Origin of the sequence: Pseudomonas sp. NBRC 111133 (genome assembly GCF_001320605.1) — a bacterium.
In the GTDB taxonomy this organism is placed as follows: Bacteria; Pseudomonadota; Gammaproteobacteria; order Pseudomonadales; family Pseudomonadaceae; genus Aquipseudomonas; species Aquipseudomonas monteilii.
In genome coordinates, this window is record NZ_BCBJ01000085.1 from 1 (window position 1) to 16,689 (window position 16,689).

General features: G+C 61.9%; 16 protein-coding genes. 7 read left to right on the forward strand and 9 right to left on the reverse strand.

Annotation, left to right across the window (positions count from 1 at the left end; translation table 11 throughout):
* The first annotated feature begins 150 nt into the window (after positions 1-150).
* Complete coding sequence (locus tag APH36_RS20050; RefSeq protein ID WP_060499979.1) at positions 151-1,329, forward strand: acetyl-CoA C-acetyltransferase; 1,179 nt, start codon at positions 151-153, stop codon at positions 1,327-1,329.
* 84 nt (positions 1,330-1,413) lie between these two features.
* On the opposite strand, the gene APH36_RS20055 is transcribed toward APH36_RS20050, so the two are convergent.
* Together APH36_RS20055 and APH36_RS20060 are read right to left on the reverse strand one after the other, a co-directional pair.
* Positions 1,414-2,133, reverse strand: coding sequence for an SDR family oxidoreductase (locus APH36_RS20055; protein WP_060499980.1), 720 nt, complete (start codon positions 2,131-2,133; stop codon positions 1,414-1,416).
* A 54-nt stretch (positions 2,134-2,187) separates the two neighbouring features.
* Positions 2,188-3,012 carry a 5-methyltetrahydropteroyltriglutamate--homocysteine methyltransferase gene (locus APH36_RS20060; protein WP_060500015.1) on the reverse strand — a complete coding sequence of 275 codons (825 nt, stop codon included), beginning with the start codon at positions 3,010-3,012 and terminating at the stop codon, positions 2,188-2,190.
* A 202-nt stretch (positions 3,013-3,214) separates the two neighbouring features.
* Between APH36_RS20060 and APH36_RS20065 the strand changes: the two genes are divergently transcribed.
* The gene (locus APH36_RS20065; RefSeq protein ID WP_060499981.1) at positions 3,215-4,702 is read left to right on the forward strand and encodes a methylenetetrahydrofolate reductase C-terminal domain-containing protein; all 1,488 of its coding nucleotides are present in this window, start codon (positions 3,215-3,217) and stop codon (positions 4,700-4,702) included.
* Here the strand turns inward: APH36_RS20065 and yjiA are convergent.
* The 3 genes from yjiA to APH36_RS20080 all read right to left on the reverse strand — a co-directional run bounded on the left by yjiA (position 4,662) and on the right by APH36_RS20080 (position 7,998).
* Positions 4,662-5,639: a GTPase gene (yjiA, locus tag APH36_RS20070; RefSeq protein ID WP_060499982.1), complete on the reverse strand. Its 978-nt coding sequence runs from the start codon at positions 5,637-5,639 to the stop codon at positions 4,662-4,664. The genes APH36_RS20065 and yjiA overlap by 41 nt on opposite strands.
* Positions 5,640-5,716: 77 nt before the next feature.
* Entirely contained in the window at positions 5,717-5,914 is a 198-nt protein-coding gene (locus tag APH36_RS20075; protein ID WP_016713459.1) for a YbdD/YjiX family protein, read from the reverse strand.
* 17 nt (positions 5,915-5,931) lie between these two features.
* Positions 5,932-7,998, reverse strand: a complete 2,067-nt coding sequence (locus APH36_RS20080) for a carbon starvation CstA family protein (RefSeq protein ID WP_060499983.1) — start codon at positions 7,996-7,998, stop codon at positions 5,932-5,934.
* Between the two features lie 177 nt (positions 7,999-8,175).
* On the opposite strand from APH36_RS20080, the gene APH36_RS20085 reads away from it, so the two are divergent.
* Complete coding sequence (locus tag APH36_RS20085) at positions 8,176-8,538, forward strand: PilZ domain-containing protein (RefSeq protein WP_060499984.1); 363 nt, start codon at positions 8,176-8,178, stop codon at positions 8,536-8,538.
* A 263-nt stretch (positions 8,539-8,801) separates the two neighbouring features.
* The gene (locus tag APH36_RS20090; RefSeq protein ID WP_060499985.1) at positions 8,802-10,319 is read left to right on the forward strand and encodes a nucleobase:cation symporter-2 family protein; all 1,518 of its coding nucleotides are present in this window, start codon (positions 8,802-8,804) and stop codon (positions 10,317-10,319) included.
* Positions 10,320-10,434: 115 nt separating this feature from the next.
* Here APH36_RS20090 and radA read toward each other — a convergent pair whose 3' ends face one another.
* Positions 10,435-11,805 carry a DNA repair protein RadA gene (gene radA / locus APH36_RS20095; protein ID WP_060499986.1) on the reverse strand — a complete coding sequence of 457 codons (1,371 nt, stop codon included), beginning with the start codon at positions 11,803-11,805 and terminating at the stop codon, positions 10,435-10,437.
* A 175-nt stretch (positions 11,806-11,980) separates the two neighbouring features.
* Here radA and mscL point away from each other — a divergent pair, with 175 nt between their 5' ends.
* Positions 11,981-12,400 (forward strand): large-conductance mechanosensitive channel protein MscL, encoded by a 420-nt coding sequence (mscL, locus tag APH36_RS20100; protein ID WP_060499987.1) that lies wholly within the window; start codon positions 11,981-11,983, stop codon positions 12,398-12,400.
* A gap of 80 nt (positions 12,401-12,480) precedes the next feature.
* Here mscL and APH36_RS20105 read toward each other — a convergent pair whose 3' ends face one another.
* Complete coding sequence (locus tag APH36_RS20105) at positions 12,481-13,257, reverse strand: ferredoxin--NADP reductase (RefSeq protein ID WP_060499988.1); 777 nt, start codon at positions 13,255-13,257, stop codon at positions 12,481-12,483.
* A gap of 213 nt (positions 13,258-13,470) precedes the next feature.
* Here APH36_RS20105 and APH36_RS20110 point away from each other — a divergent pair, with 213 nt between their 5' ends.
* Both APH36_RS20110 and APH36_RS20115 read left to right on the forward strand, forming a co-directional pair.
* On the forward strand, positions 13,471-14,178 hold the full coding sequence (locus APH36_RS20110) for an autoinducer binding domain-containing protein (RefSeq protein ID WP_060499989.1): 708 nt from the start codon (positions 13,471-13,473) through the stop codon (positions 14,176-14,178).
* A gap of 96 nt (positions 14,179-14,274) precedes the next feature.
* A complete protein-coding gene (locus APH36_RS20115) occupies positions 14,275-15,399 on the forward strand; it encodes a methyltransferase (RefSeq protein ID WP_060499990.1) in 1,125 nt (374 codons plus the stop codon).
* Between the two features lie 117 nt (positions 15,400-15,516).
* Here APH36_RS20115 and APH36_RS20120 read toward each other — a convergent pair whose 3' ends face one another.
* Both APH36_RS20120 and cydB read right to left on the reverse strand, forming a co-directional pair.
* On the reverse strand, positions 15,517-15,672 hold the full coding sequence (locus tag APH36_RS20120) for a DUF2474 domain-containing protein (RefSeq protein ID WP_016713451.1): 156 nt from the start codon (positions 15,670-15,672) through the stop codon (positions 15,517-15,519).
* Between the two features lie 9 nt (positions 15,673-15,681).
* Complete coding sequence (gene cydB / locus APH36_RS20125) at positions 15,682-16,689, reverse strand: cytochrome d ubiquinol oxidase subunit II (protein WP_016713450.1); 1,008 nt, start codon at positions 16,687-16,689, stop codon at positions 15,682-15,684.

The window sequence follows — 16,689 nt, forward strand, 5'->3', positions numbered from 1 at the left end:
ATCTCATAGGCGCGGAATATCCGACGACATACCCTCTAGCAACCCCATTGATTTGTTTTTCACATCAATCACAAAGAAAAACAAACTTAACAAATCAACCAAACCCGCCGATGCTGGCAGCACCATGCCCATTGCCCGGAGAACAACAACATGAACGACGTGGTCATTGTCGCCGCAACCCGTACCGCCATCGGCAGCTTCCAGGGCGCCCTGGCTACAGTGCCTGCGGTCGACCTCGGTGCCGCCGTGATCAAGCGCCTGCTGGAACAGACCGGGCTGGACCCGGCGCAGGTCGACGAAGTGATCCTCGGCCAGGTACTCACCGCAGGTGCCGGGCAGAACCCGGCGCGCCAGGCCGCGATCAAGGCCGGCCTGCCCTACAGTGTTCCGGCACTGACCCTGAACAAGGTCTGCGGCTCGGGCCTCAAGGCCCTGCACCTGGCCGCCCAGGCCATTCGCTGCGGTGACGCCGAAGTGGTGATTGCCGGCGGCCAGGAAAACATGAGCCTTGCCCCTTACGTGATGCCTTCGGCACGCACCGGCCAGCGCATGGGCCATGGCCAGCTGATCGACAGCATGATCACCGACGGTTTGTGGGATGCCTTCAACGACTACCACATGGGGATCACCGCCGAGAACCTGGTGGACACGTACAGCCTGAGCCGAGAGCAGCAGGACGCCTTTGCCGCCGAGTCGCAGCGCAAGGCGGTGGCGGCTATCGAGGCCGGGCGTTTCGATGACGAAATCACGCCGATCGTGATGCCGCAGAAAAAGGGTGACCCCAGAGTGTTTGCGCGTGACGAACAGCCACGCCCGGACACCACCGCGCAATCCTTGGCCAAACTGCGTCCTGCGTTCAAGAAAGATGGCAGCGTTACCGCTGGCAACGCCTCCAGCCTCAATGACGGGGCAGCCGCCGTGCTGCTGATGAGCGCCGCCAAGGCCAAGGCCCTTGGACTGCCGGTACTGGCGAAGATCGCAGCTTATGCCAGTGCCGGCGTAGACCCGGCAATCATGGGCATCGGGCCGGTTTCCGCGACCCAGCGTTGCCTGGACAAGGCCGGCTGGCAGTTGGCCGAACTGGACCTGATCGAAGCCAACGAAGCGTTCGCCGCGCAAGCGCTGGCGGTGGGCAAGGCACTGGAATGGGATGCGGCACGGGTCAACGTGAATGGCGGGGCGATTGCGTTGGGCCACCCGATTGGTGCATCCGGCTGCCGCGTGCTGGTGACCTTGCTGCACGAGATGATCAAGCGGGATGTGAAGAAAGGCCTGGCTACCTTGTGCATTGGGGGTGGCCAAGGGGTGGCGCTGGCGATAGAGCGTTGATCCCAGCCTGAGTTGAACAGGCCCGGCCTCTTCGCGGGCTTGCCCGCGAAGAGGCCGGGCCTGCCTACAAAGCAACCTCAGCCTTCAGAACCGCTCATCGGCTATGGCCGGTAAGATCAGCTCCCGCACATAGCTCGCCGCCGACAGTTCAAGCAGCGTGCGTACCATCAGCACCACATCATGCAGCGGTATCAGCCCCCCTTCCCCACGCACCGCAGCCTCGGCCACCGGCACGTCCAGACCGTCCTCGGTATTCAGGTATCCCAGGTTCAGGCACGTCACCCCAAGGCCCTGCCCCCGATAACCTTCGCGCAACGCCTCGGCAATACCGCGAAGGGCGAATTTGGAGGCGGCAAAGGTCACTTCCGGGCGACCACTCTGGGGCAAGCCCGAGGTGGAGCCGGTCAGAATAATCCGTGGTTTTTCGCTTTCAAGCAGCAACGGCAGCAGGCGCTTGATCAGCAGGATGGTTGCCGTGATGTTGCAGTCGACCATGCGCTGCAATTCCACATCACGGTCTTCAAGGAAGCTGTAGTGCGCCTCGAACGCTTCGGCCTCCCACAAGCCGAGGTTGTAGATCAGCGTATCCACCCCGCCCTCGGCCACTGCTTCGGCAATGGCCTCGACGGCGGCAGCGGGCTGGCCGAGGTCGGCCTCGATCCACTGGGCTTCAACACCCTGGCCCAAGCTCACGTCTGCTGGCCGGGTGCGAGAGACGCCGACCAAAGTGTCACCCGGTTTGCCCAACCCTTCCATGAAGGCCTTACCCAGGCCCTTGCTGGCGCCGACTACCAGAACTCTCATCGCATCACTCCCTGTCGATTTGAATCGGAGTCGGCATTCTAGGGTGTTTGAGGATCAAGCGGCGATAGCGACCTGTTTCAGCGCGTTATTCAAGGCCTTGACCAGTTCAGCCACTTCCTGGCACTTCTGCACCGCCAGGTCCAATGGGCTTCGCAGCAACGCGCAAGATGGCGCCACCCACAGCCGCTCCCCCAGACGCTCGTGGGCATCGCGCAGCAGGTCCAGGGTCTTTTCCTGGTCGCAAGGCAAAGCGTTGCGGCCGTCGACCAAGCCCAGCGACAGCACCTTGTAGGCCGGCAGGCGGTCGAGCATGGTGGTGTACTGCTCGGGTGCCTGCACCAGGTCGATGTGCAAGCCATCGACCGGCAGGTTCGCGGCCAGGCCAAGGTTGCCTTCAAGCCCCCCCGCGTAAGTGGCGATCAACTTCTTCAAAGGTGCGCGCTGAAGAATGTTGTAGACGCGTTCGTAGGCGTTTTTCCAATCTTGCGGCAACTCAAGGGCGAGGATCGGTTCATCGATCTGCACCCACTCGACACCCAGGGCAGCCAGGCGGTTGAGGGTTTGGTCATACAGCGGCAGCAGGCTGTCGAGTGGCTCCAGTTTGTCGACATCACTGGCCTTGGCTGTGGCCTGCCACAGGTAGCTCAACGGGCCCAGCAACACCGGCTTGACCGCATGGCCCAGGGCTGTGGCTTGCGCTACTTCCTCGAAAAGCTGTTCCCAGTTCAGGGCAAACTGCTGGTGGTCACCGGCCAACACCTGGCCGTACCAGGCAATGTCGCCGACTGGCAGCAGTTCTATGCCGGCGTCTTTCTGCACCTGCCACAGCTCATGGTCGCCGCAGGTGTGTGGAAAGCCCAGGTTATGTGCCAGTGCCATGTCTTGTCCCTTCAGCATGCATAAATGATTGAGGGGATTTTCCGGTTCGCGGACCGTTGAGGCAAACTCATTAAATTTGAGATGAACTCAAGATTTCTTCATGATCATGTCTCAATCAGGGCACCCTCCTGCGCCCCCGGACATGATCCGGTCCACCTTGTGCCGCACAATGGCACCTTGACCACACCAGGTACCCGGCCACATGAGCCTGCTGAAAACCGCGCTGCGCGAACAAAATTTCGTCTGCGTGACGGAGTTCGTCCCCAAGCCTTCCGCAGAACGCTTCGCCGCCATGGAAGCGATCATGGTCCGTGCGCACCTGTGTGGCTGGCCGATGACCATTGCCATCGGCGACCGTGTCGGCAGCCCGCTGGACATGTCGCCGCTGGACGCCCTCGCCTCGTTCAGCAACCCGGTGCCTGCCCTGCCGCACTTTTCCGGCAAGGACCGCGAACGCCACCACCTGCTCGCCCAGTTGCAACGCATGGACGCCGCCGGCCTCGACCAGCTGTTGCTGCTGACAGGCGACCGCCTGCCCGGCCACGAGCCTGGCCAGCGCCCGGTGCGTTACCTGGAGTCGGTCGCCGCCCTGCAGATCGCTCGCCAGGCTTGCCCACACTGGCTGCTGGGCGCTGCACTGAACCCGTTCAAGTACCACGAGGAAGAAGGCGGCGCCCAGTATTTCAAGGCCGAAAAAAAGCTGGCAGCAGGCGCCGACTTCCTCACTCTGCAACTGGGGTTCGATGGGGATAAACACCAGGAAGCCATGCACTGGATGCGCCGCCAGGCCAGGCCCAAGCCCATGCTGGCGTGCCTGATGAGCCTTACCCACGGGCGCGCTGCGATGCTCGACCACGTGGCTGGCGTTACCGTCACACCGTCGATGCGTGACATGCTCGAAGCGGAGACCGTGCAGTCCAAGGCCTTTGCCCAGGCACGCAGCGTTGACCGCCTGGCCTTGCAGATCATCGGCGTGAAGCTGATGGGTTACGCCGGCGTGCATCTGTCAGGGGTTCACGAACTCAAACAACTGCTGGCCCTTGAGGCACGCATCGAACACTGGCAAACCCGGATCCATACCCTGGATCAATGGGCGCCTGCATGGCGCGCCAGCTGGCAGATGCCCGGCCTGCCGGCAGTCACCTTCCATCCGCCGCAGGCGGGTTGGCGCCAAGGCGAGTCACGGGTCGATGCTTCGCTCACAGAAAAAGCGCGCTATCACCTGATGCACGGCATGCATTCATTGCTGTTCAGCCGTCGCAATAGCCTGAGCAAGGCATTTGGCTGGGCGGTGCGCCAGCCGCTGTGGTCAACACCGGTTGGCGCACAGGTGCTGCACAAAATGGAGCGCGCAGTGAAACGGCCATTGGTGGGCTGCGACACCTGTGGCCGCTGCCGCCTGGAAGACACGTTGTACATCTGCCCGGAAACCTGCCCCAAGGGCCTGGCCAACGGCCCCTGCGGCGGTACCGCACTGAACCGCTGCGAGTTCGGCGACCGCGAATGCATACACAGCATCAAGTACCGTACGGCCAAGGCCGTTCGGCAAACGGCGGTGCTCACCGAGCGTCTGATCCCCTGCATCGAGGTCGAAACCCGCCACCGCAGCTCATGGCCGCAGTGGTTCGCGCCACAAACGCCGCGCCGGCTCAGCCCGCAGCCAACGCCTCGAAGCCAGCCCGAATCGTAGCCTCGGGCAGTTCATCGGCGATGAACACCATCACGCTTTCGCGGGTTTCACCTTCAGCCCACTCGGCATCCCAGTCGAAGCCGTAAAGCTTGAGCACACCCTGGAACACCAGCTTGCGGTCCTCTCCGGCAATGTTCAGCACGCCCTTGTAACGCAACAGCTGTTTGCCGTGGGTTTCCAGCAGGTCGTTCATGAAATCGCTGAGGCGGTCGATGTCCAGCGCGGTTTCCGTACGCAACACCAGCGTGGAAATACGGTCCGGGGTAGCCGGTTTGAGTACAGGGCGTAACGTCGGCTTCAGGTTCGCACCCAAGTCGGGGTGGAGGTTGAAGCCACGCACATCCAGTAGCTCAGCCAGGTCGATACGACCGTGCTCGACCACCCGGGCTGCGGCCCGACCATTGATGCGGGCCAGGCGTTCGCGCAGGGCTTCTACCGCAGCCGAGTCAACCAGGTCGGTCTTGCTCAACAGCAAGCGATCGGCAAAGCCGACCTGGGCCTGGGCAATGGTTTGGGTCAGGTGCAGTTCGGCATGAGCCGCGTCTACCAGGGTGATGATGCCGTCGAGGATGTAGCGCTCACGCAGTTCCTCGTCGATGAAAAAGGTTTGCGCCACCGGCGCCGGATCGGCCAGGCCTGTGCATTCGATTACCAGGCGGTCGAAGGCGATTTCGCCAGCGTCCAGGCGTTCAAGCAGCAGGTACAGGGCGCGGGTGAGGTCGCCGTGGATGCTGCAGCATACGCAGCCGTTGGCCAGGGTCATCACCTGCACCGGTTCGTCGCCCAGCAGTTGGCTGTCAATGCCAGCCTCGCTGAACTCGTTTTCGATCACGGCGAGTTTCAGGCCGTGCTCGGCCTTGAGCATGTGCTTGAGCAAGGTGGTCTTGCCGGCACCGAGGAAGCCAGTGAGCACGGTTACGGGAATGGGCGTCTGCACGCAGTAAATCTCCTGAATCTGAAATGACTGTGGGAGCCGGTTACCCAGGCTCCCACAGGTTCACACGTGTCGCAGGCTCAACAGCACTTGGGCCCGGACTTGCCACCGTAACGCGCTTCCTGACGTTCGCGGAAGAATTCCTCGTACGTCATCACCGGCTTGTCCGGGTGGGTCTTCTGCATGTGCTCGACATAGTTGTCGTAGTCGGGCATGCCGACCATCAGGCGGGCTGCCTGCCCCAGGTATTTACCCAGTCGACCCAGGTCGTTGAACATGACTGCAGTCCTCTCGATTACGCGTCAGGCAGTGCCTGGAACGGGGTTTCCTTGTCGGTACGTTCCTTGCGGCCCAGGGCGGCATAGCCAACCTTGATGGCGAAGAACAGGATGCTGAACACCACCAGCAGGAACAGAATCGTCAGGCCCGCGTTGGTGTAGGCGTTGAAGATCACATGCTGCATCTGCCCGATGTCCTTGGCCGGGGCCAGTACCTGGCCGGCGTCCAGCGCGGTGCTGTATTTCTTGGCCAGGGCCAGGAAGCCAACCGCCGGGTTCGGGTCAAACAGTTTGATCAGGCCTGCAGCCGTGGTGCAGATCAGCAGCCAGACGGCCGGCACCAGGGTGACCCAGATGTAGCGCTGACGCTTCATCTTGATCAGCACTACGGTACCGAGCATCAGGGCGATCCCGGCCAGCATCTGGTTGGAGATGCCGAACAGCGGCCACAGGGTGTTGATGCCGCCCAGCGGGTCGATCACGCCCTGGTACAGCAGGTAGCCCCAGAGTGCCACGCAACCCGCGGTGGCAAGCAGGTTGGCGCCCCACGATTCGGTGCGTTTGAGCGCCGGCACGAAGCTGCCCAGCAGGTCTTGCAGCATGAAGCGCCCGGCACGGGTACCGGCGTCCACCGCGGTGAGGATGAACAGCGCCTCGAACAGGATCGCGAAGTGGTACCAGAAGGCCATGGTGTTTTCACCTGGCAACACCTGGTGCAGGATCTGCGCGATACCGACCGCCAGGGTCGGCGCACCGCCGGCACGGGCCAGGATGGTGTGCTCACCGATGTCACGGGCGACGGCTTCAAGCTGCTCAGGTGTAATCAGGAAGCCCCAGCTGCTGACCGTCTGCGCCACCGACGCCACGTCTGCACCAACCACGGCGGCCGGGCTGTTCATGGCGAAGTACACACCCGGCTCGATCACCGAAGCGGCGACCATGGCCATGATGGCGACGAACGACTCCATCAGCATGCCGCCGTAGCCGATGTAGCGGGCGTTGGTTTCGTTGTCCAGCAGCTTGGGCGTTGTTCCCGAGGAGATCAGCGCATGGAAGCCGGACACCGCACCACAGGCAATGGTGATGAACAGGAACGGGAACAGGGTGCCCTTCCACACCGGGCCGGTGCCGTCGGTGAACTGGGTCAGCGCCGGCATTTTCAGCTCGGGCGCGATGATCAGGATACCGATGGCCAGGCCAACGATAGTGCCGATCTTGAGGAAGGTGGACAGGTAGTCACGCGGTGCCAGCACCAGCCATACCGGCAGCACCGCGGCAACGAAGCCGTAGCCCACCAGCATCCAGGTGATCTGCACGCCCGTGAAGGTGAACGCTGGGCCCCACACCGGGTCTGCAGCGATTACACCGCCCAGCCAGATCGAAGCCAGCAGCAAAACCACGCCTATGACCGAGATTTCGCCGATGCGGCCCGGGCGGATGTAGCGCATGTAGATGCCCATGAACATCGCGATCGGGATGGTCGCCATCACCGTGAACATGCCCCATGGGCTTTCGGCCAGGGCCTTGACCACGATCAGCGCCAGCACCGCCAGGATGATGATCATGATCAGGAAGCAGCCAAACAGGGCGATGGTGCCCGGAATGCGGCCCATCTCCTCGCGCACCATGTCGCCCAGCGAGCGGCCGTTGCGGCGGGTAGACAGGAACAGGACCATGAAGTCCTGCACCGCACCGGCCAGCACCACACCGGCAATCAGCCACAGCGTGCCGGGCAGGTAGCCCATTTGCGCGGCAAGCACCGGGCCGACCAGGGGGCCTGCGCCAGCGATAGCGGCGAAGTGGTGACCGAAAAGAATGTGTTTGTTGGTCGGGACGTAGTCCAGGCCGTCGTTGTTGAGCACCGCAGGCGTGGCGCGCCGCGGGTCGAGTTGCATCACCTTGGTGGCGATGAACAGGCTGTAGTAACGGTAGGCAACCAGGTAGATGGCCACTGCCGCGACCACGATCCACAAGGCGTTGATCGCCTCACCGCGCCGCAGGGCTACCACACCCAGCGCGCAGGCCCCTATGACTGCCAGCGCCAGCCACGGAATGTGGCGTAGCAGGCTATTATTGTTGTTCATGGTTTGCTTCCAGCTGGTGGATTGGAAAGACCGCCCACCGAGTCTAGGGCCAGTCATCGCGCATTGCCACACTTGCTTTGGTCTAGAGCCTCTGCGGCCAGATTGCGGTACCTGATGCACATACCACTCTAACTATAGTCAGGATGTCACCTTAGGACCCACCCGAGGACCCATGCCATGAGCGATCACGACGAACGCCGCCGCTTCCAGCGTATCGATTTCGACGCCCCCGCCGAACTGCGGCAAGGCCTGAAGTGCTGGCCTGCCAAGTTGCTGGATCTTTCACTCAAAGGCCTGCTGATCGAGCGCCCGGCAAATTGGGACGCCGACCTGACCCAGGACTTCGACGCCACTATCCATCTGGGTGAGGAAGCCCGTGTAAAGATGCAGGTCGAGCTGCGCCACGAAGAACCCGATCGTCTGGGCTTCATCTGCCTCTATATCGACGTCGATTCGATGACCCATTTGCACCGTCTTGTGGAATTGAACGTGGCTGACAGCACCGAAATGATGCGTGAGCTGCGCGAACTCATCGAATAATGAAATCTCTTAGCTAGCTAATAGCTCTCCCGCCTGACGTTTCCTGTCTACCCAGACAGCTTTAAGCCTGGGTAGCAGCACTTTGTACACACCCCTCTAGCACCGCTTTCGATGAGTTGGTACGGCTTCTGCATTGGGTTTTTGCACACCCAGCGGTCGCCCGTGTACGCGCTCCGATCAAAATCTTGTATACAATTTCTGTGGCAATCATTGGCAGGAAATGTCTACAGTAGCGACACAACAATAAACAGAGAGCCTGCTCCATGACTACGTCCCCTAGCACGTCTCCCACCAAGCGCCCCGAGGATGAAAACCTCGGGCTTGGTGCCAACCTGGCCTATGGTCTGCAGCATGTGTTGACCATGTACGGGGGGATCGTCGCGGTACCCCTGATCCTGGGGCAGGCCGCTGGCCTGAACGGTGCCGAAATCGGCATGCTGATCGCGGCCTCGCTGTTTGCCGGTGGCTTGGCCACCCTGCTACAGACCTTGGGGCTGCCGTTCTTCGGTTGCCAGTTGCCGCTGGTGCAGGGCGTATCGTTCGCCGGTGTGGCGACCATGGGCGCGATCCTCAGCAGCGAGGGCGGCGGTGGCTTACCGGGCGTGCTTGGCGCGGTCATGGCGGCATCGCTGATCGGCTTTCTGATCACGCCGGTGTTCTCGCGCATCACCAAGTTCTTCCCGCCACTGGTGACCGGTATCGTCATCACCACCATCGGCCTGACCCTGATGCCAGTGGCCGCACGCTGGGTAATGGGCGGCAACAGCGCCTCGCCAGAATTCGGCAGCGTGGCCAACATCGGCCTGGCCGGGCTCACCTTCGCCATCGTGCTGCTGCTGAGCAAGCTGGGCAGCGCGACCATCTCGCGCCTGTCGATCCTGCTGGCCATGGTGGTCGGCACGCTGATCGCCTGGGCGCTGGGCATGACCGACTTCAGCAAAGTCACCGAAGGCCCGATGTTCGCCTTCCCGACGCCGTTCCATTTCGGCATGCCGGAATTCCACATCGCCGCGATCCTGTCGATGTGCATCGTGATCATGGTGACCCTGGTGGAAACCTCGGCCGACATCCTCGCCGTAGGTGAGATCATCGATACCAAGGTCGACTCCAAGCGGCTGGGCAATGGCCTGCGCGCCGACATGGCATCGAGCATCCTGGCGCCGATCTTCGGCTCGTTCACCCAGAGCGCGTTCGCCCAGAACGTTGGCCTGGTGGCCGTGACCGGGGTCAAGAGCCGCTATGTGGTGGCTACCGGTGGCGTGATCCTAGTGGTGCTCGGCCTGCTGCCGATCATGGGCCGGGTGATTGCCGCCGTACCTACCCCGGTACTGGGCGGCGCGGGCATCGTGCTGTTCGGCACCGTGGCAGCCAGTGGTATCCGCACCCTGTCGAAGGTCAGCTACAAGAACAACGTCAACCTGATCATCGTCGCGGCCTCGCTGGGCTTCGGCATGATCCCGATTGCCGCGCCGACCTTCTACCACCACTTCCCGAACTGGTTCGAGACCATCTTCCACTCGGGCATCAGTTCGGCGGCGATCATGGCCATCCTGCTGAACCTGATCTTCAACCACTTCACCACCGGCAACTCGGAAAACCAGTCGGTGTTCGCTGCAGCCTACGAGCGCACCATCCAGTACTCGGACATTTCTGCGTTGCGTGATGGTGACTACTTCAAGGATGGCAAGCTGTTCGACGCTGAAGGGAATGAGGTGCCGATGCTGGAGGTGGACGAGCATGGCAATGAAACAGTCAGGCGGGCAGCGGTTGCCGAGCATTGACTGCTGACTAAGCGGTGAAGTGGAGGGGCCGACGCGCATCGTCGGCCCCTTTTTCGTTTGCCTGTACCGGCCTCTTCGCGGGCAAGCCCGCGAAGAGGCCGGTACAGGTTATAAATTACTCGAACAATGCATCCAGGGCCTGCTCCAGCCGGGTTACGGCAATCACCTGCAACCCCGCTGGCGGTTCTTTCGGCGCATTGCCCTTGGGCACGATGGCACGCTTGAAACCGTGCTTGGCCGCCTCCTTCAACCGCTCCTGCCCACTGGGCACAGGCCGCACCTCGCCCGACAAGCCAATCTCGCCAAACACCAGCAGCCCATGGGCGAGTGGCCGGTTACGCAAGCTGGACATCACCGCCGCCAGCAACGCCAGGTCCGAGGCCGTCTCCAACACCTTCACCCCCCCCACCACGTTGAGGAACACGTCCTGATCGTGGGTAGGAATCCCACCGTGGCGGTGCAACACCGCCAACAACATGGCCAGGCGGTTCTGGTCCAGGCCCAGGGTCACCCGCCGAGGGTTGGCCAGGTGGCTGTCGTCGACCAGTGCCTGCACCTCGACCAGCATCGGGCGGGTGCCCTCCCAGGTCGCCATCACCACACTGCCCGGCACTTCTTCCTGGGTACGGTTGAGGAAGATCGCCGACGGGTTGGACACCTCTTTCAGGCCGCGGTCGGTCATGCCGAACACACCCAGTTCGTTGACTGCGCCAAAGCGGTTCTTCACCGCCCGCAGCAAGCGCAGGCGGCCATCGGACTCCCCCTCGAAATACAACACGGTGTCGACCATGTGCTCCAGTACCCGAGGGCCGGCCAGCGATCCTTCCTTGGTCACATGGCCGACCAGGAAGATGGCCGTGCCGCTTTGCTTGGCGTAACGCACCAGCAGCGCCGTGCTCTCACGCACCTGGGCCACGCCACCGGGCGCTGATTGCAACTGCTCGGTGAAGATGGTCTGGATCGAGTCGATCACCATCACCCGTGGCTTCTCGACGCGGGCTGTGGCAATGATGGTCTCGATGCAGGTTTCGGTCATCACCTTGAGCTGGTCCTGGGGCAAGCCCAGGCGCCGCGAACGCATGGCCACCTGCTGCTGCGATTCCTCACCCGTCACATACAGTGCCGGCATGCCCACGGCGATGTTGCACAAGGTCTGCAACAGGATGGTCGACTTGCCGATGCCGGGGTCGCCACCAATCAGCACCACCGAGCCATCCACCAGGCCGCCACCCAGCACGCGGTCCAATTCGGTGCTGCTGGTGGTGAAGCGCGGGATTTCCTCGACGCTGACTTCGGCCAAGGTCTTGATCTGTGCCTGCTGCCCGGTCCAGCCGGCGCGGCCGCTGCTGGGCGCCGCTGAGCCGCCGCTCTCGATGATGGTTTCGACCAGGGTGTTCCAGGCCCCGCATTCGCCACACTGGCCGGCCCATTTGGGAAAGGTCGCGCCGCACTCGGTGCAGCCATACAAGCGCTTGGCCTTGGCCATGGGTGGGTCTCCTGGAAAAAACCGCCATGATAGCCGAGCCGAACGTGTCTCGAACGCTTCGGGATGCGACAAAACTATTCGTTCCAACTGCAGTCAGTAGCCCTGAACACCACGCATGAAGCGTTTTAGTGGCTTACACTGCGTTAACCTTACCTTTTGTTACAAGGAACCAAACATGGGCATGATCAGTGAGTTCAAGGCCTTCGCGGTCAAAGGCAATGTCGTCGACATGGCGGTGGGTATCATCATCGGCGCGGCCTTCGGCAAGATCGTCTCGTCCTTCGTCGGAGACGTGGTCATGCCGCCACTGGGCCTGTTGATCGGGGGGGTGGACTTCAGCGACCTGGCCATTACCCTGAAGGCTGCCGAAGGTGATGTACCGGCGGTGGTGCTGGCATATGGCAAGTTCATCCAGACCGTGATCGACTTCCTGATCGTGGCCTTTGCCATCTTCATGGGGGTGAAGGCAATCAACCGGCTCAAGCGTGAAGAAGCCGTGGCACCGACTGCGCCGCCTGTGCCGACTGCCGAGGAAACGCTGCTGACCGAGATTCGCGATTTGCTCAAGACACAGAACCAGAACCGCTTGCCCTGAGAACTAGCTTCAAGCTTCAAGCTTCAAGAAAAAGCGGACGCAGCGCCAATCCGCTCTTTCTTGCAGCTTGCAGCTTGCAACTACCAGTAGTTCTCGACCGCCACCTGCCCTGGCCGCTTGCTCAGGCTCAGTTGCAGGTCACGTGCCTTCAGTACCTTACGCGTCTCGTCGATCATCTCCGGGTTGCCACACAGCATCACTCGCGAATGCTCCGGTGACAGCTCCAGCCCTGCGGCCTTCTCCAGTTCGCCATTCTCGATCAGCGTGGTAATACGCAGGTTCAACGCACCCGGGTGCTGCTCACGGGTCACCACCGGGATGAACTGCAACTTGCCAGCAAACTCGGCCAGGTAGTCGCGCTGCTCCAGCCCGGCGATTTCATCCACATAAGCCAGCTCTTTCGCTTCGCGCACCGAGTACACCAACTTGATGCTGTCGAAACGCTCCCAGGCCTCGAAGTCCTGCAGGATCGACATAAATGGTGCGATGCCAGTACCGGTCGCCAGCAACCACAAGTCACGTCCCCCGACAAAGCGGTCGAGGGTGAGGAAACCAAACGCCTGGCGGTCGATCAGCAGGGTGTCGCCTGCACCCAACCGGCTCAGCTCGCTGGTGAATTCACCGCCCGGCACCACGATGGAGAAGAAGTCGAGGTGCTCGTCATGGGGTGCGCTGACCATGGAATAGGCGCGCCACACCACACTACCATCGGCCTTGGTCACGCCCAGGCGGGCAAACTGGCCGGAACGGAAGCGGAACCCCGCATCGCGCGTAACCCGCAGGCTGAAGAGATTCGGCGTCAACGGCTGAACATCGAGCAGGGTCTGGCGGGTGAACTTTTCGGCGCTTGCGGTCATATCGGGCTCCAGGGTTGGCGAGTGCACAGTGTCGCTTAAAGTGGCCTGGATAAAAACCACCGCTTTGTAGGGCCTCATCAAGGGCGATCGTGCTGAACGTTCAGATAAGCCCGATCGCTATAACAAAAAATTCCCAACGCAATGCTAGGACTTTTCCTACACTCTTCCGGGTACTCAAACGGATTGGATCCTGACACCCAAGGAGTCCTTCAAATGCTGCATTGGAGACCCGAAAACCTGCATGTGTTCGTCAGCGAGCGACGGCCAAGGAAGTTGTTCGACATCGCAGTGCACTTGGCTCAGGACTTGGGCATGGAATACCTCGGGCTGAATATTCGCATTCAGATCGCCACGCAGACACCCAAGATTTACCTCTACAGCAATTACCCAAACGAATGGATCGAGCGCTATCAGCGTGACGAGTTCTACAAACAGGACCCCGCCGCAAACGTGAGCCACAGCTCGACGATGCCAGTGCTGTGGACAGACGACCTGTATCGCGAAGCCCCTCGGTTTCGCGAAGAGGCTTGCCAATATGGCCTGCGTCATGGCTGGACACAGTCGCTGCACGACTTACAGCACAACGAGAGCCAGATCAGCGTAGCCAGACCCGCCGGTAACATCGACATTGCCGAACTCTACGACAAAGCCGGCAGCGTGCAGTGGCTGTGCCACACCCTTCACGCCGTACTGGGAGAGCACCACCTGAACGCACTGTGCCCACCCCAACCCAAAATGAGCGATCGGGAACTGGAAGTGCTGAAATGGTCAGCCGCCGGCAAGACCGCTGCCGACGTGGCCTGCATTCTGTCACTGTCGCAAAGCACGGTTAACTTTCATATCCGCAGCGTGATCACCAAAACCAACGCAGCCAACAAAGCCGGTGCCATCGCCATCGCCGCCCTGCGTGGCTGGATCTGACCTACAAACCTGCGACCTTGGGCAAAGCCCTGTAGAATCGTCTGGCAAAGCTCGGGGCGAACCGCAACGGGCAGTTTCATACCCGAGCCATACGCCATGCCCCTGTTGACCACCCCCTACGCCGAACTCGACCTGATCCGCCAGCCGGAGCAGGCCAACGACCCGCTTCAGGCTTTCGACGCCGCCGACGAGTACCTGCTTGCGCAGCTGCACGAGCAGGCACCCGACGCCAGCTGCCGGGTGCTGGTGCTCAATGACAGCTTTGGTGCCCTGGCCGCCAGCCTGGCGGGCCAGCTGCAGGTAGTCAGTAGTGGCGATTCGCACCTGGCGCACCTGGCGCTGGGAAAAAACCTGGCGCGCAATGGCTTGCCGTTCGACAGCGTGCCGTTCGTACCGGCCAGTGAACACTGGCAAGGCCCATTCGACCGGGTGCTGGTGCGCGTGCCAAAAACCCTGGCGCTGCTCGAAGAGCAACTGATTCGCCTGCAAGGCCACCTGGCGCCAGGGGCACAGGTGATTGCCGGGGCAATGATCAAGCACTTGCCGCGCGCGGCCGGTGACCTGATGGAAAAATACATCGGCCCGGTGCAGGCCTCGCTGGCGCAGAAAAAGGCGCGTCTGCTGACGGCAACGGTGGCCGAACTGCCGGCCGCCCGCTCGCCCTACCCTAGCCGCTATCGCCTTGAAGTGCCTGCGCTGGAGCTGGTGAACCACGCCAACGTGTTCTGCCGTGAAGGGCTGGATATCGGCACCCGGGCATTCTTGCCGCATCTGCCACGTGACCTGGGCAACGCGAGGGTGGCAGACCTGGGCTGCGGTAATGGCGTACTGGCGATTGCCAGTGCATTGGCCAACCCGGATGCCCAGTACACGCTGGTCGATGAGTCGTACATGGCAGTGCAATCGGCGCGGGAGAACTGGCAGGCTGCACTGGGCGATCGCCCGGCAACCTTCGTCGCAGCCGATGGGTTGGCCGGGGTGGAGAAGCAGTCGCTGGACGTTGTGCTGTGCAACCCGCCGTTCCACCAGCAGCAGGTGGTGGGGGATTTCCTGGCCTGGCGCATGTTCCAGCAGGCGCGTGAGGCGCTGGTGGTGGGTGGGGCGCTCTACATCGTGGGTAACCGGCACCTGGGGTATCACAGCAAGCTGGCGCGGTTGTTCCGGGGGGTGGAGCAGGTGGCAGCGACGCCCAAGTTTGTAATCCTGAAAGCCCGCAAGTAAGCACCTGCGCCGCCCCTGTGTGAGCGGGCATGCCCGCGAACACCGGCAGAGCCGGTGCCATACACCGCGTCGCGTGCTTCGCGGGCTTGCCCGCTCCCACAGTTCCAGTCCGCAGGATCAGTGGGTGGTAAGGCCCGCAGCCCCCATGAACAGCCGCATCACCCACGCCGCCACACCCAGCGCCGCCACGCTCATCGCCCAGATCAGCAACAGCCAACCCAGCCGCTGCCACAGCGGTTTCTTCTCTTCCAAGCCATGTTTGCCGGTCATCATGCGGCCCTCCTAGTGATAGCCGTCTTCATGGGTCACCTTGCCGCGGAACACGTAGTAGCTCCAGAAGGTGTACATGAGGATGAACGGCAGGATGAATAACGTGCCCACCAGCATGAAGCCCTGGCTTTGCGGTGGCGCCGCAGCATCCCAGATTGAGATCGACGGCGGGATGATGTTCGGCCACAGGCTGATGCCCAGGCCGCTGTAGCCAAGGAAGATCAGCACCAGAGTGAGCAGGAACGGCGTGTAGTGTGCGTTGCGCGCCACCGCCTTGAGCAACCCGTAGAAGGTCACCAGCACCAGCAGCGGTACCGGCATGAACCAGATCAGGTTAGGCATGCTGAACCAGCGGTCGGCGATCTGTGGATAAGCGATCGGTGTCCACAGGCTGACGATACCGATCACCACCAGCAGTACCAGCGCCAGCGGCCGGGCCATGTCGTGCATCTTCTGTTGTAGCGGCCCTTCGGTCTTCATGATCAGCCAGGTGCAGCCCAGCAGCGTGTAGGCCACGATCAGCCCCAAGCCACAGAACAGGCTGAACGGGGTAAGCCAATCGAGGGTGCCACCGGCAAAATGGCGGTCGACCACCTTGAAGCCTTCAAGGAAGGCACCCAGGGCCACGCCCTGGAAGAAGGTGGCAACCAGCGACCCCCAGATGAACGCCTTGTCCCAGATGTGGCGCTTGTCAGCTTTGGCCTTGAAGCGGAACTCGAAGGCCACGCCGCGGAAGATCAGCCCGATCAGCATCAGGATCAATGGCAGGTAAAGGGCTTCGAGCACCACGGCATAGGCCATCGGGAACGCCCCGAACAGCCCCGCCCCGCCCAGGATCAGCCAGGTTTCGTTGCCGTCCCACACCGGGGCGACGGTGTTCATCATTACATCACGGTCCTGCTCGCCCTTGACGAAGGGGAAGAGCATGCCGATACCCAGGTCGAAGCCGTCCATCACCACGTACATCATGACGCCGAAGATGATGATCACCGCCCAGATCAGCGGAAGGTCGATACCCAT

What these genes read in the sequence shown, in the direction of transcription:
- APH36_RS20050 (WP_060499979.1), top strand. Translation starts at nt 151, where the DNA reads ATGAACGACGTGGTCATTGTCGCCGCAACCCGTACCGCCATCGGCAGC.
- APH36_RS20055 (WP_060499980.1), bottom strand. Translation starts at nt 2,133, where the DNA reads ATGAGAGTTCTGGTAGTCGGCGCCAGCAAGGGCCTGGGTAAGGCCTTC.
- APH36_RS20060 (WP_060500015.1), bottom strand. Translation starts at nt 3,012, where the DNA reads ATGGCACTGGCACATAACCTGGGCTTTCCACACACCTGCGGCGACCAT.
- APH36_RS20065 (WP_060499981.1), top strand. Translation starts at nt 3,215, where the DNA reads ATGAGCCTGCTGAAAACCGCGCTGCGCGAACAAAATTTCGTCTGCGTG.
- APH36_RS20075 (WP_016713459.1), bottom strand. Translation starts at nt 5,914, where the DNA reads ATGTTCAACGACCTGGGTCGACTGGGTAAATACCTGGGGCAGGCAGCC.
- APH36_RS20080 (WP_060499983.1), bottom strand. Translation starts at nt 7,998, where the DNA reads ATGAACAACAATAATAGCCTGCTACGCCACATTCCGTGGCTGGCGCTG.
- APH36_RS20085 (WP_060499984.1), top strand. Translation starts at nt 8,176, where the DNA reads ATGAGCGATCACGACGAACGCCGCCGCTTCCAGCGTATCGATTTCGAC.
- APH36_RS20090 (WP_060499985.1), top strand. Translation starts at nt 8,802, where the DNA reads ATGACTACGTCCCCTAGCACGTCTCCCACCAAGCGCCCCGAGGATGAA.
- radA (WP_060499986.1), bottom strand. Translation starts at nt 11,805, where the DNA reads ATGGCCAAGGCCAAGCGCTTGTATGGCTGCACCGAGTGCGGCGCGACC.
- mscL (WP_060499987.1), top strand. Translation starts at nt 11,981, where the DNA reads ATGGGCATGATCAGTGAGTTCAAGGCCTTCGCGGTCAAAGGCAATGTC.
- APH36_RS20105 (WP_060499988.1), bottom strand. Translation starts at nt 13,257, where the DNA reads ATGACCGCAAGCGCCGAAAAGTTCACCCGCCAGACCCTGCTCGATGTT.
- APH36_RS20110 (WP_060499989.1), top strand. Translation starts at nt 13,471, where the DNA reads ATGCTGCATTGGAGACCCGAAAACCTGCATGTGTTCGTCAGCGAGCGA.
- APH36_RS20115 (WP_060499990.1), top strand. Translation starts at nt 14,275, where the DNA reads ATGCCCCTGTTGACCACCCCCTACGCCGAACTCGACCTGATCCGCCAG.
- APH36_RS20120 (WP_016713451.1), bottom strand. Translation starts at nt 15,672, where the DNA reads ATGATGACCGGCAAACATGGCTTGGAAGAGAAGAAACCGCTGTGGCAG.
- cydB (WP_016713450.1), bottom strand. Translation starts at nt 16,689, where the DNA reads ATGGGTATCGACCTTCCGCTGATCTGGGCGGTGATCATCATCTTCGGC.